General features: G+C 61.6%; 13 protein-coding genes. 4 read left to right on the top strand and 9 right to left on the bottom strand.

Features of this window, described 5'->3' with window-relative positions:
* Positions 1-3 precede the first annotated feature (3 nt).
* On the top strand, positions 4-3156 hold the full coding sequence (locus tag HX830_RS09205; protein ID WP_152737953.1) for an efflux RND transporter permease subunit: 3153 nt from the start codon (positions 4-6) through the stop codon (positions 3154-3156).
* Positions 3153-4604, top strand: coding sequence for an AdeC/AdeK/OprM family multidrug efflux complex outer membrane factor (locus HX830_RS09200; RefSeq protein ID WP_152737950.1), 1452 nt, complete (start codon positions 3153-3155; stop codon positions 4602-4604). The genes HX830_RS09205 and HX830_RS09200 overlap by 4 nt, the downstream gene beginning before the upstream one ends.
* A 53-nt stretch (positions 4605-4657) precedes the next feature.
* Here HX830_RS09200 and HX830_RS09195 read toward each other — a convergent pair whose 3' ends face one another.
* The 7 genes from HX830_RS09195 to pcaR all read right to left on the bottom strand — a co-directional run bounded on the left by HX830_RS09195 (position 4658) and on the right by pcaR (position 11847).
* Positions 4658-5485, bottom strand: coding sequence for a polysaccharide deacetylase family protein (locus HX830_RS09195; RefSeq protein ID WP_370868270.1), 828 nt, complete (start codon positions 5483-5485; stop codon positions 4658-4660).
* A gap of 201 nt (positions 5486-5686) precedes the next feature.
* Positions 5687-6481: a 3-oxoadipate enol-lactonase gene (gene pcaD / locus HX830_RS09190; RefSeq protein WP_177099868.1), complete on the bottom strand. Its 795-nt coding sequence runs from the start codon at positions 6479-6481 to the stop codon at positions 5687-5689.
* Between the two features lie 66 nt (positions 6482-6547).
* Complete coding sequence (locus HX830_RS09185) at positions 6548-7843, bottom strand: MFS family transporter (protein ID WP_177099866.1); 1296 nt, start codon at positions 7841-7843, stop codon at positions 6548-6550.
* A gap of 128 nt (positions 7844-7971) precedes the next feature.
* Complete coding sequence (gene pcaF, locus HX830_RS09180) at positions 7972-9177, bottom strand: 3-oxoadipyl-CoA thiolase (RefSeq protein WP_177100219.1); 1206 nt, start codon at positions 9175-9177, stop codon at positions 7972-7974.
* Positions 9174-9956, bottom strand: coding sequence for a CoA-transferase subunit beta (locus HX830_RS09175; RefSeq protein ID WP_177099864.1), 783 nt, complete (start codon positions 9954-9956; stop codon positions 9174-9176). Before HX830_RS09175 ends, pcaF begins: the two co-directional genes overlap by 4 nt.
* Positions 9953-10810, bottom strand: a complete 858-nt coding sequence (locus HX830_RS09170; RefSeq protein WP_103496331.1) for a CoA transferase subunit A — start codon at positions 10808-10810, stop codon at positions 9953-9955. The genes HX830_RS09175 and HX830_RS09170 overlap by 4 nt, the downstream gene beginning before the upstream one ends.
* 194 nt (positions 10811-11004) lie before the next feature.
* Positions 11005-11847 carry a pca regulon transcriptional regulator PcaR gene (pcaR, locus tag HX830_RS09165; protein ID WP_152737931.1) on the bottom strand — a complete coding sequence of 281 codons (843 nt, stop codon included), beginning with the start codon at positions 11845-11847 and terminating at the stop codon, positions 11005-11007.
* 622 nt (positions 11848-12469) lie between these two features.
* Here pcaR and HX830_RS09160 point away from each other — a divergent pair.
* Positions 12470-12670 carry a hypothetical protein gene (locus HX830_RS09160; RefSeq protein ID WP_040064907.1) on the top strand — a complete coding sequence of 67 codons (201 nt, stop codon included), beginning with the start codon at positions 12470-12472 and terminating at the stop codon, positions 12668-12670.
* 216 nt (positions 12671-12886) lie between these two features.
* Positions 12887-14362, top strand: a complete 1476-nt coding sequence (locus HX830_RS09155; protein ID WP_152737925.1) for an inorganic phosphate transporter — start codon at positions 12887-12889, stop codon at positions 14360-14362.
* 128 nt (positions 14363-14490) lie between these two features.
* On the opposite strand, the gene ccoM is transcribed toward HX830_RS09155, so the two are convergent.
* Positions 14491-14607: a cytochrome c oxidase subunit CcoM gene (ccoM, locus tag HX830_RS32320; RefSeq protein ID WP_017127681.1), complete on the bottom strand. Its 117-nt coding sequence runs from the start codon at positions 14605-14607 to the stop codon at positions 14491-14493.
* A 144-nt stretch (positions 14608-14751) separates the two neighbouring features.
* On the bottom strand, positions 14752-14913 hold the full coding sequence (locus tag HX830_RS09150) for a hypothetical protein (protein ID WP_177099862.1): 162 nt from the start codon (positions 14911-14913) through the stop codon (positions 14752-14754).
* Between the last annotated feature and the right edge of the window lie 111 nt (positions 14914-15024).

Raw genomic sequence — 15024 nt, 5'->3', positions numbered from 1 at the left:
ACCATGTCGAAATTTTTTATCGACCGCCCGATTTTCGCCTGGGTGATCGCCCTGGTGATCATGTTGGTCGGGGCTCTATCGATCCTCAAGTTGCCGATCAACCAGTACCCGGCCATTGCGCCGCCGGCCATCGCGATTGCCGTGACCTACCCGGGCGCTTCGGCGCAGACCGTGCAGGACACCGTGGTCCAGGTGATCGAGCAGCAACTCAACGGTATCGACAACCTGCGTTATATCGAGTCGTCGAGTAACTCCGACGGCAGCATGACCATCACAGCGACCTTCAATCAGGGCACCAGCCCCGATACCGCCCAGGTCCAGGTGCAGAACAAACTGAACCTGGCCACCCCGCTGCTGCCGCAAGAAGTGCAGCAGCAGGGTATCCGCGTGACCAAGTCGGTGAAGAACTTCCTGATGGTGATTGGTGTTGTCTCGACAGACGGCAGCATGAACCGCGACGACCTGGCCAACTACATCGTTTCCAACATGCAGGACCCGATCTCGCGGACCGCCGGTGTCGGTGACTTCCAGGTGTTCGGTGCCCAGTATGCGATGCGCATCTGGCTTGACCCGGCCAAGTTGAACAACTTCAAGCTGACCCCGGTGGACGTGAAAACCGCCATCGCCGCGCAGAACGTCCAGGTCGCCTCCGGGCAACTCGGTGGGCTGCCGGCCATGCCCGGCCAACAGCTGAACGCCACCATCATCGGCAAGACCCGCCTGCAGACCGCCGAACAGTTCAAGGCGATCCTGCTCAAGGTCAACCAGGACGGCTCGCAAGTACGCCTGGGGGATGTCGCCGATGTCGCCCTCGGCGGTGAAAACTACAGCATCAACGCCCAGTACAACGGCAAGCCGGCCTCCGGCCTGGCAGTGAAACTCGCTGCCGGCGCCAACGCCCTGGACACCGCCAAGGCCTTGCGCCAGACCATCGCCACCCTGGAGCCGTTCTTCCCGCCGGGCATGCAAGTGGTCTACCCGTACGACACCACCCCGGTGGTGACCGAATCGATCAAGGGCGTGGTTGAAACCCTGGTCGAGGCGATCGTGCTGGTGTTCCTGGTGATGTTCCTGTTCCTGCAGAACTTCCGCGCCACCATCATCACCACCATGACCGTACCGGTGGTATTGCTCGGGACCTTCGGGATCCTCGCGGCGGCCGGTTTCAGCATCAACACCCTGACCATGTTCGGCATGGTGCTGGCCATCGGCTTGCTGGTGGACGATGCCATCGTCGTGGTGGAAAACGTCGAACGGGTGATGAGCGAGGAAGGCCTGTCACCCAAGGAAGCGACCAAGAAATCCATGGGGCAGATCCAGGGCGCATTGGTGGGTATCGCCCTCGTGCTCTCGGCGGTACTGCTGCCCATGGCGTTCTTCGCCGGCTCCACCGGGGTGATCTACAAACAGTTCTCGATCACCATCGTCTCGGCCATGGCCCTGTCGGTGATGGTTGCCCTGATCTTCACCCCGGCGCTATGCGCCACCATGCTCAAGCCGATCGCCAAGGGCGACCACGGCACGGCCAAACGCGGCTTCTTCGGCTGGTTCAACCGCAATTTCGATCGCAGTGTGCGTGGCTATGAGCGCACCGTCGGCAGCATCCTGCGCCACAAGGCGCCGTACCTGCTGGTCTACGTGATCATCTTTGCCGGCATGATCTGGTTGTTCCTGCGCATTCCGACCTCGTTCCTGCCGGAAGAAGACCAGGGCGTACTGTTCGCCCAGGTACAGACACCATCCGGTTCCAGTGCCGAGCGGACCCAGGCGGTCCTCGACGAGATGCGTGAGTATCTGTTGACCAAGGAATCCGACACCGTGGCCTCGGTGTTTACCGTGAACGGTTTCAACTTCGCCGGTAATGGCCAGAGCTCGGGCCTGGGCTTCATCATGCTCAAGCCATGGCATGAGCGCACCAGTCAGAACAGCGTGTTCGGCCTCGCTGCCCGCGCGCAGCAGCACTTCTTCTCCTTCCGCGATGCGATGGTGTTTGCCTTCGCCCCTCCGGCCGTACTGGAGCTGGGTAACGCCATCGGTTTCGATGTCTATCTGCAAGACAAGGCCGGTATCGGTCACGAGAAGTTGATGGCCGCCCGCAACCAGTTCCTCGGCATGGCCGCGCAGAGCAAGGTGCTCAGTCAGGTGCGTCCGAACGGACTGAACGATGAGCCGCAGTACCAACTGAGCATCGACGACGAACGCGCCAGCGCCTTGGGCCTGTCCCTATCGGACATCAACAACAGCTTGTCGATTGCGCTGGGTGCCAGTTATGTCAACGACTTCATCGACCGTGGTCGGGTGAAGAAGGTGTTCGTGCAAGGTAAACCGAGTTCACGGATGAGTCCTGAGGACCTGCAGAAGTGGTACGTGCGCAACACCGCCGGGGTCATGGTGCCGTTCTCCGCCTTCGCCAAGGGCGAGTGGGTCTACGGTTCGCCGAAGCTCTCGCGTTTCAACGGCGTCGCCGCCGTGGAGATCCTCGGTGCTCCGGCCCCCGGCTACAGTACCGGCCAGGCCCTGGCGGAAGTCGAAGCCATCGCCGCGAAACTGCCGGCCGGCGTCGGGATTTCCTGGACCGGCCTGTCGTACGAGGAGAAGCTGTCCGGCTCCCAGGCGCCGGCGTTGTTCGCCCTGTCGCTGCTGATGGTCTTCCTGTGTCTCGCCGCGCTGTACGAGAGCTGGTCGATCCCCATCGCCGTGGTGCTGGTGGTACCGCTGGGGATCATCGGCGCGCTGTTGGCGACGACCTTCCGCGGGCTGTCCAACGATGTGTATTTCCAGGTGGGCCTGTTGACGACCATCGGCCTGGCGGCGAAAAACGCCATCCTGATCGTCGAATTCGCCAAGGAACTGCATGAACAGGGCCGCAGCCTGATCGATGCCGCCGTCGAGGCTTGTCGGATGCGTCTGCGTCCGATCATCATGACCTCCCTGGCGTTCATCCTCGGCGTGGTGCCGTTGGCGATTTCCACCGGTGCCGGTTCGGGTAGCCAGCACGCCATCGGTACGGGCGTGATTGGCGGTATGATCACCGCGACGATTCTGGCGATCTTCTGGGTTCCGCTGTTCTTCGTATCGGTGTCGTCCATCGGCGGCGAGAAGAAGCACAAGAAGTCAGACACTACTGAAACTCCAAGCAACGAGGCTGGCCAATGAGCAAGTCCCTTCTCAGTGTAGCGGTCGCGGCCTTCGTGCTCAGCGGTTGCTCGTTGATCCCCGACTACCAGCGCCCCGAAGCGCCGGTAGCGGCGCAGTACCCGCAAGGACCGGCCTACTCGCCGGCCCAGGCGGCGAATGTCGCGGCCGCCGAACAGGGCTGGCGCCAGTTCTTCAACGACCCGGCACTGCAACAGCTGATCCAGGTGGCCCTGGAAAACAACCGCGACCTGCGGGTCGCGGCATTGAATATCGACGCCTACCGCGCCCAGTACCAGATCCAGCGCGCGGACCTGTTCCCGGCGGTCACGGCCAATGGCAACGGCAGTCGGCAACGGGTGCCGGCCGCCGTCTCGAGCACCGGCAGGGAAACGATCAACAGCCAGTACTCGGCGACCCTCGGCGTCAGTTCCTATGAGCTGGACCTGTTCGGCCGCGTCCGTAGCTTGAGCGAGCAGGCACTGCAGACTTACTTCGCCAGCGAAGAAGCCCGCCGCACCACCCAGATCAGCCTGGTGGCCAGTGTGGCCAACGCCTACCTGACCTGGCAGGCCGACAAGGAACTGCTCAAGCTGACCCAGAACACCCTGTCGGCCTATGAGGAAAGCTACAAGCTGACCGCACGCAGTAACGAAGTCGGCGTGGCTTCCGCCCTGGATGTGAGCCAGGCGCGGACCTCCGTAGAAGGTGCCCGCAGCAGCCTGGCACAATTCACCCGCCAGGTGGCCCAGGACCAGAACAACCTGACCCTGTTGCTCGGTAGCGGTATCCCGGCCAACCTGCCGACGGCTCAACCGCTGTCGGCCAAGCTGCTCAGCGACATGCCGGCCGGCCTGCCGTCCGAGCTGCTGCAACGACGTCCGGATATTCTCGGCGCCGAGCACCAGTTGCAGGCGGCCAACGCCAATATCGGCGCCGCCCGCGCAGCGTTCTTCCCAAGCATCAGCCTGACCGCCAATGCCGGGACCTTGAGCCCGGACATGGGCGGTCTGTTCAAGGGCGGTTCGGGAACCTGGTCGTTCGCACCGAGCATCAACATTCCGATCTTCAACGCCGGTAGCCTGAAAGCCAGCCTGGATTACTCGAAAATCCAGAAAGACATCAGCGTCGCCAATTACGAGAAAGCCATTCAGACCGGCTTCCAGGAAGTCTCCGATGGCCTGGCCGCACGCCAGACCTTCAACCAGCAGTTGCAGGCCCAGCGTGACCTGGTCGCCGCCAACCAGGATTACTACCGCCTGGCCGAGCGTCGCTATCGCATTGGTGTCGACAGCAACCTGACCTTCCTCGATGCCCAGCGCTCGTTGTTCAGTGCCCAGCAATCGCTGATCAGCGATCGCCTGTCGCAGCTCACCAGCGAGGTCAACCTGTACAAGGCCCTCGGCGGTGGCTGGTACGAAAACAGCGGCCAGGCCAAGCCGATCTCCGAGGAACCGCCGAAAGGCTGATCCCTCACCAGCCCACCGCTTCCAGGTGGGCTTTTTTTACCTGGACAAAAGGGCTAGTGGGAATCGCCGTCCCACCACCAATTCCAGAACCCCGGCAGGTGCACGGGCACGGTGCTGTCATGCACCGTGCGCGCCATGATCGCTCGCAACAAGGTCGAACTGTCCGTATAGAAAGGCTGCTCGGCGGTCCGCACGCCGGTGTCCCGTGCGCAGTCCATCAGGATCTGCAGATATTCCTGCATATGCCGGGCGGTGTAGCGATTGAGGTCGTGAAAGGTCACCACCACCGGAATCACCCCATCGACCACCGGCATTTCACCACGGGCGATCTGTTCGCGGACTTCGGCCAGGTGCTTGAGCAGGTTGGCTCGCCGCTGCGGGCTGGCGGTGATACCCCAGACCTTGCCGTCATTGGCACTCAGGTCGGTCAACAACACGTGCAGGCCATGCTGCTGGTAAGCGGCGAAGGTGCGCTTGTCGTAGTTCCAGAACGGCGGACGCAGGATCGTCGGCGGCGCGCCGGTGATCGCCGTAATGTCCGCAATGCCATTGTTGAGCGACTGCTCCAGTTCTTCCGGGCTCAAGGAGCGGTGATTGGTGTGCGAGGGGGTCGCGGTATGAAAGCCGAGGATATGCCCTTCGGCATGCTCGCGACGCATCAGCGCACGACCGATGTCGCTGTTACCCGCTCGGGTGGCACGGGTCTGGACGAAAAATATCGCCTTGATTCCCGGTTGGATCGGGTTATGCGCCAAGTCATCGAGCACCGACGCCGTCGGGTTCCAGAAACTCGAGGCGTTGGGACCGTCATCGAAGCTCAGCAGAAAACGGATCGGCGGCTGCGAACGCAGGGCCTGTTCGGTTTGGGGTGTCAGGGGCATCGGCGGACCGATGCAAGCGGCAAGGCTCGTGGCGATCACGAGCCCTGACAGCAATGCAGCAAACGACTTCATGGATGGGGTGGGTCCGGATCAAGGCAATGGCAGAAGGGCCATCGCCCTTATCAGAGCACAACATCCGCGAAGGCGTTCAGGCCGCAGTGAAAGTTTCATCTAAAAGAGAAGGATTTCACTCGGAACGTTTCACACCCTGGCGGACAGGAAATCCAGCACCCGCTGGCTGAAGCCGTCGCCGGCCTGCACGTTGGACAGGTGCGCGGCATGGAACTCGGCGTATTCGGCGCCCTCGACGTGCTGCTGGATAAAGATCCCGCCCGAAGGCGGCGTCACCGCGTCCTCGCTGCCGGAAATCACCAGCAACGGCAGCTGGATCTGCGTCAACTGATCGCGAAAATCGGCGTCGCGCACGGCGCAGCAGTTGGCCGCATAGCCCTCGGGCGAGGTGGCCGCGAGCATCTCGGTAATCGGTTTGACCCGATCCGGGTGCGCCTCGACGAATGCCGGGGTGAACCAGCGTGAAACCGCCCCGTCGCGCAGGGCCCGCATCGCCGCCTGGCCGCCCGTCGAAACGGCTTCGATCCGTGGATTCCAGCCGGCCGCATCGCCAATCTTGGCGGCCGTATTGCAGACAATCAGCCGGTGCAGGCGATGGCCGGCATTGATGCCCAACCATTGGCCGATCAGACCGCCCATGGACAGGCCGCAGAAGTGCGCCCGCTCGATATTCAGTGCGTCGAGCAACGCCAGGACGTCACGCCCCAATTGCTCGATGCTGTAAGGCCCGGGTGTCACCAGCGAGCGGCCATGGCCACGGGTGTCGTAACGCAGTACCCGAAAGTGCTCGGCAAACAGCGGAATCTGGGTGTCCCACATCCCCAGGTCAGTGCCCAGCGAGTTGGACAGCACCAGTACCGGAGCCTCGGGCGGTCCATCAAGCTGGTAATGCAGTTCACCTTCGGCAAGTCGTACGAAACCCACGGTTATCCCCTTCAAATAAAAACCCAACGTATTGACGCGCGTCCGTAAAGGACGCGCGCGAACCGATCAATGATCGTGGTGCAGGTAGGCCGCTTCTTTCGGCAGGCGCAGGCTGAACAGGAAGGCCACCGCCATCATCACCGTCACATACCAGTAGAAGGCGTTTTCCATTCCCACCGACTTCAGGTTCAGGGCCACGTATTCCGCCGAGCCACCGAAGATCGCATTCGCCACCGCGTAGGCCAGGCCCACGCCCAATGCGCGCACCTGGACCGGGAACATCTCGGCTTTGACCAGGCCGCTGATGGAGGTGTAGAAACTGACGATCGCCAGTGCCAGGGTGATCAGCACAAAGGCCAGGAACGGGCTGGTCACGGTCTTCAGGGTCAGCAGGATCGGCACCGTGCACAGGGTCCCCAGGGCGCCGAACCAGAGCATGCTGTTACGCCGGCCGATGCGGTCCGAGAGCAGGCCGAACAACGGCTGCATGCACATATAGAGGAAGAGTACGGCAGTCATGATGAAACTGGCGGTCTTGGCCGTCATGCCGGCGGTATTCACCAGGTACTTCTGCATGTACGTGGTGAAGGTGTAGAAAATCAGCGAGCCGCCGGCGGTGTAGCCGAGCACGGTGATAAAGGCGGCCTTGTGATCGCGGAACAACGCCCGGATGCTGCCGGCGTCCTTGTCCTGGCGGGTTTCCTTGCTGGTGGTTTCCTTCAGGGCGCGACGCAGCAACAGCGAGATCAACGCCGCGATGGCACCGATCACAAATGGAATCCTCCAGCCCCAGGCCTTGAGCTCCGGGTCGGTAAGGAACTGCTGCAGGATCACCAGTACCAGCACCGCCAGCAACTGGCCGCCGATCAGGGTCACGTACTGGAACGAGGCGAAGAAGCCACGCTGGCCACGCAGGGCCACTTCACTCATATAGGTCGCGGTGGTGCCGTATTCACCGCCCACCGACAGCCCCTGGAACAGACGCGCGACCAGCAGCAGAAACGGTGCCCAGGCACCGATGGACGCGTAGGTAGGCAGGAAGGCGATGACCAGGGAGCCACCGCACATCATCAGCACCGAGATCATCATCGAGTTCTTGCGGCCATGTTTGTCGGCCACGCGGCCGAACAGCCAGCCACCGATGGGCCGCATCAGAAAGCCGGCGGCGAACACACCGGCGGTGTTGAGCAACTGCGCCGTAGGGTCGCCAGACGGAAAAAACGCCGGGGCGAAATAGATCGCGCAGAAGGCATAGACGTAGAAGTCGAACCACTCGACCAGGTTGCCGGAAGAAGCACCGACAATCGCAAAAATTCTCTTGTTACGTTCTTCGGAGGTGTACGGCATCGTTGTTGTTGTCATGTCTCATCACTCGAAGGAGGTAAGTTGCAGTCTAGACATACTTTGCAACAGACCTGTTTTGCAAGAACATTCGCCCGAATGACAGTGCGTGGCAGTCATCCGGGCGCCTGTTTTGTTGCCTGTGGATCTCAGATCCGCTCAATCGCCAGCGCCAGCCCCTGCCCGACGCCGACACACAGGGTTGCCAGGCCCTTGCTGCCGCCGGTCTTTTCCAACTGGTGGAGTGCTGTCAGCACCAGGCGGGCCCCGCTCATGCCCAGCGGATGACCGAGGGCGATGGCACCACCGTTCGGGTTGACCTGCGGCGCATCGTCAGCGATGCCCAGTTCGCGCAGCACCGCCAGGCCCTGGCTGGCGAAGGCTTCATTCAGTTCGATAACGTCGAAGTCGCTGACGGCCAGCCCCAGGCGCTCGGTCAACTTGCGCACGGCCGGTACCGGGCCGATCCCCATGACCCGGGGCGCGACACCGGCACTGGCCATGCCGAGCACCCGGGCACGGGCCGTCAGGCCATGTTTCTTCACGGCCTCGGCGGAGGCCAGGATCAGCGCGGCGGCGCCATCGTTGACACCCGAGGCATTGCCCGCGGTGACGGTCTTGTCCGGACCGTTGACGGGCTTGAGCCGGGCCAGGGCCTCCAGCGTCGTGTCCGCCCGTGGATGCTCATCGTGCTCGACCAGGGTTTCGCCTTTTTTGTGGGCGATTCGCACCGGCACGATTTCCTCACTGAAGAAACCGGCGGCCTGGGCGACAGCCGTGCGTTGCTGGCTGCGCAGGGCAAAAGCGTCCTGGTCGGCGCGGGACACCTGATAGTCGTCCGCCACGTTGTCGGCGGTCTGCGGCATCGCATCGACACCATATTGAGCCTGCATCAGCGGGTTGATAAAACGCCAGCCGATGGTGGTGTCTTCCAGTTTCATATTGCGGGAGAACGCCGCGTCGGCCTTGCCCATCACGAAGGGGGCACGGGACATGGACTCCACGCCGCCGGCAATCGCCAGCTCCATTTCGCCGCTGGCAATGGCGCGGAACGCGGTGCCGATCGCGTCCATTCCCGAGGCGCAGAGACGATTGAGGGTCACGCCGGGCACCGTCTCCGGCAACCCCGCCAGCAACAGCGCCATACGGGCGACGTTGCGATTATCTTCGCCAGCCTGGTTGGCACAGCCGAGAAACACTTCATCGAGCTCGTTCCAGTTCACCGACGGGTTGCGTTCCATCAGCGCCTTGATCGGCACAGCCGCCAGGTCATCGGCGCGCACGCCGGCCAGGCCGCCACCGAAACGACCGATGGGGGTACGAATGGCGTCACAGATAAAGACATCGCGCATCAGGCTTCTCCAGGGGTTTGGCCGTGGGCCGCGGCGGTGCGGGCTTCGAGGTCGCGCAAGGCGTTCAGTTCGATCTCGCTGGGGGCATCGCTGACCGCAACCTGATCGGCAAAGCGCACGGCCCAGCCGGTGGCGGCGATCACTTGCTCGCGGGTCACCCCCGGGTGCAGCGCGGTCACCACGAACTCGTGGCTGGGGGCTTGCGGCTCCATGATGCACAGGTCGGTGATGATCCCCACCGGGCCGGCCCCCGGCAGACCCAGGCGTTTGCGCGAATCACCGCCTTCGCCGTGACCGACCGAGGTGATGAAGTCCAGCTTGTCGACGAAGGAACGTGCCGACTGCTTGAGGATGATCAGCACGCTTTTCGCCGAGCCGGCGATTTCCGGGGCGCCACCGGCACCGGGCAGGCGGACCTTGGGCGAGAAATAGTCGCCGACCACGGTGGTGTTGATGTTGCCGAAACGGTCTACCTGGGCCGCACCGAGAAAGCCGACATCGATGCGCCCGCCCTGCAACCAGTAGCGGAAGATCTCGCCGGTCGGCACCACGGTGTCGGCGGTTTCCGCCAGTTCGCCGTCGCCGATGGACAACGGCAGCACGCTGGGCTTGGCGCCAATCGGACCCGACTCATAGATCAGCACCACGTCCGGCGAAGAGGTCAGGCGCGCCAGGTTGGCGGCCTTGGAGGGCAGGCCGATGCCGACGAAGCAGACCGAACCGTTCTTCAGGCGGCGGGCGGCGGCCACCGTCATCATTTCATTGGTGGTGTAGGTCATCACTTAACCTCCGAAGCGTGGGCCAGTTTGCTCTGGAACTCGGCAAAGTTCGCGGTGCCATGGATGTACTCGTCGATCCAGGCGGTGAAGGTGGCGCGGTCGCGGGCGATCGGGTCCCAGGCCTGGTAGAAACGGTTATCACGTTCGGTATAGCCATGGGCGTAGGACGGATGGGCACCGCCGGGGACATGACACACCGCGCTCAGGGCCCAGGTCGGCAAGACGCAGGCGTTCATCGGCGCCTGCAGGTCGTCGACGATTTCCTCGACGGTGACGATGCAGCGCTTGGCCGCCAGGGCCGCCTCCTTCTGTACACCGAGAATGCCCCAGAGCAACACATTGCCCTTGCGGTCGGCTTTCTGGGCATGGATCACGGTGACATCCGGGCGTACCGAAGGTACGGCGGCCAGCACTTCGCCGGTGAACGGACAGGTGACCGTCTTGATCAGCGGATTGACCTTCGGCAGATCAGAGCCGGCATAGGCCCGCAGGACCGCGAACGGCAAGCCGGAGGCGCCGGCCACATAGGCGTTGGCCAGGTCGGCATGGCTGTGCTCTTCGATTTCCAGCGGGTGCGGCCAGTGTTTCTCGACGGCATCACGCAGGCGGTGCAGCGAGCCCACGCCCGGATTGCCGCCCCAGGAGAAAATCAGCTTGCGGGCGCAACCGGCACCGATCAACTGGTCATAGACCAGATCGGGCGTCATGCGTACCAGCGTCAGGTCTTTCTTGCCCTGACGAATGATTTCATGACCCGCCGCCGTCGGAATCAGATGGGTGAAGCCTTCGAGCGCGACGGTATCGCCGTCGTTGACGAACTGCTTCACCGCGTCATGCAGCGAAAGGATTTCAGCCATGGATGCAGACTCCCGGTTTCAACACACCTGAGGGGCGGCGCGAAATTCAGCGCCGTGATGAGCTCAGGGTAAGCCGGGGGTCGGCGGCCAAACAATCCGATAATCGATTAACTGTTCGATAATCGAACGGATTGTTTGCAAGCTACCGTTTAATCCTTCAAGCGATTCGTCCAGGAAGGCGCAGCCGCGTCGACTCAGGAAAACAGCTGCGCACTCAGTTCACGACTGGCCTTGAGCATGCTCGGCAGGAAACGTTGCTCCAGTTCGCTACAGCTGACACGCCCGGCATGAGCGCTGACGTTCAGCGCCGCCAGCACTTGCCCGGAGGCGTCGTAGACCGGTACGGCAATCGAACGCAAACCTTGCTCCAGTTCCTGGTCGACAATACACCAGCCTTGCTGGCGAACCTGTTGCAGGCATTCGAGCAAGGCGTCGGGGGTATGCAGGGTCCGGCTGGTCTTGGCCTGCAGGTCGGCGTGCTCGAGATACTCGTGCAAGGAAGCATCGTCCAGCGCCGCCAGGAGGATTCGGCCCATGGACGTGCAATAGGCCGGCAAGCGGCCGCCCACCGAAAGATCGACCGAGATCAGCCGCCGGGTGGTGGCGGAGCGGGCGATATAGAGGATGTCGTCGCCTTCCAGGGTCGCCATGTTGCAGGCTTCGTGCAGTTGCTCGCTCATGCGATCGAGATAGGGCTGCGCCGACACCGCCAGGGGCGTGGAGGACAGGTAGGCGTGCCCCAGGGTCAAGACCTTGGGCAACAGCGAATAGGTCCGTCCGTCGGTGGTGGCATAACCGAGCTTGATCAAGGTATGCAGGCAGCGTCGCACCGCCGCCCGCGGAATTTCCGTACGGTGGCTGATCTGCGCGATGGTCAGGTGTCGCTTGCGTTCCTGGAACGCCTGCACCACCGCCAGGCCACGAGCCAGCGAAGTCATGAAGTCGGGGTCGCCGGTAAACGCCTGGATACGCTTGGCCGGCGAGGCGACGATGGGCGGTGCCACGGAGGCGAAGGCATCACGCAGTTGGTCGTTCATTACAAGTTCCTTGTCTGCCGTGGAGGCCCATTACAGGCCGGGCCCGGGCGGATAGGCAAGCCGGGGCCACTCAACTTTGTGCGATTATCGAACCACTGGCCGATAATCGCAATTGACCCTGATCGCCGCAGCTTATACCTTGGACGCGCCGCTGCGGGTTTCCCGGGATACTGGTCAGGTACCCACCGGGAGGGCTGCGTCGGTCCGGCCTCACCCACGAAGTGAGGCCGTTTTTTTAATCCTCTGGCGGTCACGCCCAGGGCGTCGATCAAGAAATTGAACAACGGCGCCTCAACAGAACCGGGATTGTATTTCCAAGTATCGGGTTTATTGCACTGCAACTTGAATTGATAACTGTCGTCAAAAAACAGGCAGCGGTTACCTCGCCCTCAAGTTACAGTTAAAAACTCCTACACCACAAAACTCACCAACAAAGTTGACGAATTCCCTTATCTTCGCGATAGTATCAGTCAAACCGACCGCTATAATACCCTGTACGACCTCAAGGCCGTCTGGCCCGACAGGGGTTCCGACTCTCAGCGCTCAAGCCCGAGATTGAACGTCTCGTCAGGGCGGTTGTGTTTAATTGAAGACAATAACTCAACTCAAATTAGGTAGTACTGTGACGAAAGACGAACTGCGCGCGGAACTTGAGCGCCAGGAACAACGTTACAAGGATGTTTACGGCGGGGCTGTCACCACCTACGCCGCGCAACCCGATCCGGAGCGCAAACCCTGGCGCAAACGAGCCAGTCTTCTGGACCAGGCATTTACCCAGGAACTGCAAAAAATGGAAAAGGAACTCAAGGCCGAAGAGCCTTAGGCTTATCGGTATTGATACCTTGCCGGGCCTCGCCCCTCGCCGCCAGGCCTTTCCTATCCGGACAACGCCTGGTCCGCTGGACACCAAGACCTACGCCATCCGCGTGTCAACCGTCGGGCCTGACCGCCCACCCAGGTCAAATGGCGTCAGGCAGGCCCTCACCTGAAAGTTTTCTGGCATAATCGCGCCCCCTTATGACCGGGTCAGAAAACCTTCATGATCGATTTATTCAGCGGACTGGATGCCTGGGTGATTGTAAGCCTGGTGCTCGCCCTGGCCTTTGTCCTCAGCTTCGAGTTCATCAACGGCTTTCATGACACCGCTAACGCGGTGGCCACTGTTATCTACACCAAAGCCATGCCACCTCATCTGGCGGTGTTCTTTTCCGGTGTATTCAACTTTCTCGGCGTGCTGCTGGGCGGGGTCGGCGTCGCCTATGCGATCGTCCACCTGTTGCCGGTGGAACTGCTGATCAACGTCAACACCGGACATGGCCTGGCCATGGTGTTTTCGCTGCTGGCGGCGGCCATCGCCTGGAACCTGGGCACCTGGTACTTCGGTATCCCGGCCTCCAGCTCCCACACCCTGATCGGCTCGATCCTCGGTGTCGGCCTGGCCAATGCCCTGCTCAACGGTATTCCCGTGAGCGAAGGGGTGAATTGGCAGAAAGCCGTCGACATCGGCGCCTCGCTGGTCTTCTCGCCGATTGCCGGCTTGCTGGTGGCGGGCCTGATACTGGTTGGCCTGAAATGGTGGCGCCCGGAGTCCAAGATGCACAAGACCCCGGAACAGCGGCGCAAGATCGACGACAAGAAGCATCCGCCGTTCTGGAACCGCATGGTGCTGGTGATCTCCGCCATGGGCGTGAGCTTCGTGCACGGCTCCAACGATGGCCAGAAAGGCATCGGCCTGATCATGCTGGTGCTGATCGGTATCGTCCCGGCGCAGTTCGTCCTCGACCTGAGCACCACCACTTACCAGATCGAACGCACCCGCGACGCGACCCTGCACCTGAGCCAGTTCTATCAGCGCAACAATGCCACCCTGAGCGAATTCCTCGCCCTGGGCAAGAATGTTGCCGACGATATGCCGGGCAAGTTCCGCTGCAACCCGCAACGCACCGAAGCGAACATCAACGCCCTGATGAGCAACCTCACGGGCGTGACCGACTACCATTCGCTGTCGCCGGACAAGCGTATTGAAGTGCGTCGCGACCTGCTCTGCCTGGATGACACCGCCAAGCAAGTCGGCAAGTTGCCGGGCCTGGATTCCCGGGAAAAGGCCGACCTGGAAAAACTGCGCAAGGACCTGACCGCCACCACCGAATACGCCCCGTTCTGGGTGATCATGGCGGTAGCCCTGGCCCTGGGCCTGGGCACCATGATCGGCTGGAAGCGCGTGGTCCTGACCATCGGCGAGAAAATCGGCAAGCAGGGCATGACCTATGCCCAGGGCATGTCGGCGCAAATCACCACCGCCGGTTTGATCGCCCTGGCGAATATCGTCGCCCTGCCCGTCTCGACCACCCACGTGTTGTCGTCAGGCGTGGCCGGGACCATGATTGCCAGCAAGAGCGGCCTGCAAGGCAGCACCATCAAGACCATCCTGCTGGCCTGGCTGCTGACCCTGCCAATGACCATCGGCTTGTCCGCCGGCTTGTTCTGGCTGGCGACGAAGGTGCTCGGCAGCTGATTCCGGGCGGATAACAAAAAAGGTGCGCTCCCATCGGGACCGCACCTTTTTTATTGTCGATAAAAAGAGCAAAAAAAAGGGCGACCGAAGTCGCCCAAAATGCCTTGCGTGCTCGTTCCCTGGAAGCTCTACGGTTTTTTCCGTTTATGTGAGTCTTTCCAGATAAAAAATCCAAAACCGGCGAAGAACATCACCATGAGGCCGACGGTCAGCACTCCGGCGATCACCACGTTATCGAAGAACATGACTGGCCTCCTGCACTTGCCCTGTTGCGATGGGGCTAAGTTAGCCCAGGGGGCACAGTGAAAAATTGACCAGGATCAATGCCGCCCAAGGCCGGGCGCGGGAGAAGGGGAATAACTGATCCATATCAAGAATCAGCGGGGGTATCAGCGCTTTTTCGGTTTGTTCTTCGGTTTTTTCTTGCCCTTGCCCAGCGGCATGGCCTGTTCGAACGCCTGGCGAACTTCATTCAGGCGTTTTTCATTGAGATCATGGACACGCTTGGCCCGTTCGGCATTAAGGTCGATCAACTTGTCATCTTGGTTCATGGTCAGATTACATCGCTATCCGTCGAGTTACATCAAAGGGCCACTATCGGTAACCTTCAACACGCGCTATGGGTTAATAATGCGGGCAAGTCAGTCGGTTATCCAGACCTC

Origin of the sequence: Pseudomonas gingeri, assembly GCF_013385425.1 — a bacterium.
In the GTDB taxonomy this organism is placed as follows: Bacteria; Pseudomonadota; Gammaproteobacteria; order Pseudomonadales; family Pseudomonadaceae; genus Aquipseudomonas; species Aquipseudomonas gingeri_D.
This window is presented reverse-complemented; position numbering and strand designations above follow the sequence as displayed.

Bases quoted from the DNA above. Each gene is read 5' to 3' on its own strand.
- HX830_RS09185 (WP_177099866.1), bottom strand. From the start codon at position 7,843: ATGACAACAACAACGATGCCGTACACCTCCGAAGAACGTAACAAGAGA.
- HX830_RS09155 (WP_152737925.1), top strand. From the start codon at position 12,887: ATGATCGATTTATTCAGCGGACTGGATGCCTGGGTGATTGTAAGCCTG.
- HX830_RS09195 (WP_370868270.1), bottom strand. From the start codon at position 5,485: ATGCCCCTGACACCCCAAACCGAACAGGCCCTGCGTTCGCAGCCGCCG.
- HX830_RS09205 (WP_152737953.1), top strand. From the start codon at position 4: ATGTCGAAATTTTTTATCGACCGCCCGATTTTCGCCTGGGTGATCGCC.
- HX830_RS09200 (WP_152737950.1), top strand. From the start codon at position 3,153: ATGAGCAAGTCCCTTCTCAGTGTAGCGGTCGCGGCCTTCGTGCTCAGC.
- pcaR (WP_152737931.1), bottom strand. From the start codon at position 11,847: ATGAACGACCAACTGCGTGATGCCTTCGCCTCCGTGGCACCGCCCATC.
- HX830_RS09150 (WP_177099862.1), bottom strand. From the start codon at position 14,913: ATGAACCAAGATGACAAGTTGATCGACCTTAATGCCGAACGGGCCAAG.
- ccoM (WP_017127681.1), bottom strand. From the start codon at position 14,607: ATGTTCTTCGATAACGTGGTGATCGCCGGAGTGCTGACCGTCGGCCTC.
- HX830_RS09170 (WP_103496331.1), bottom strand. From the start codon at position 10,810: ATGGCTGAAATCCTTTCGCTGCATGACGCGGTGAAGCAGTTCGTCAAC.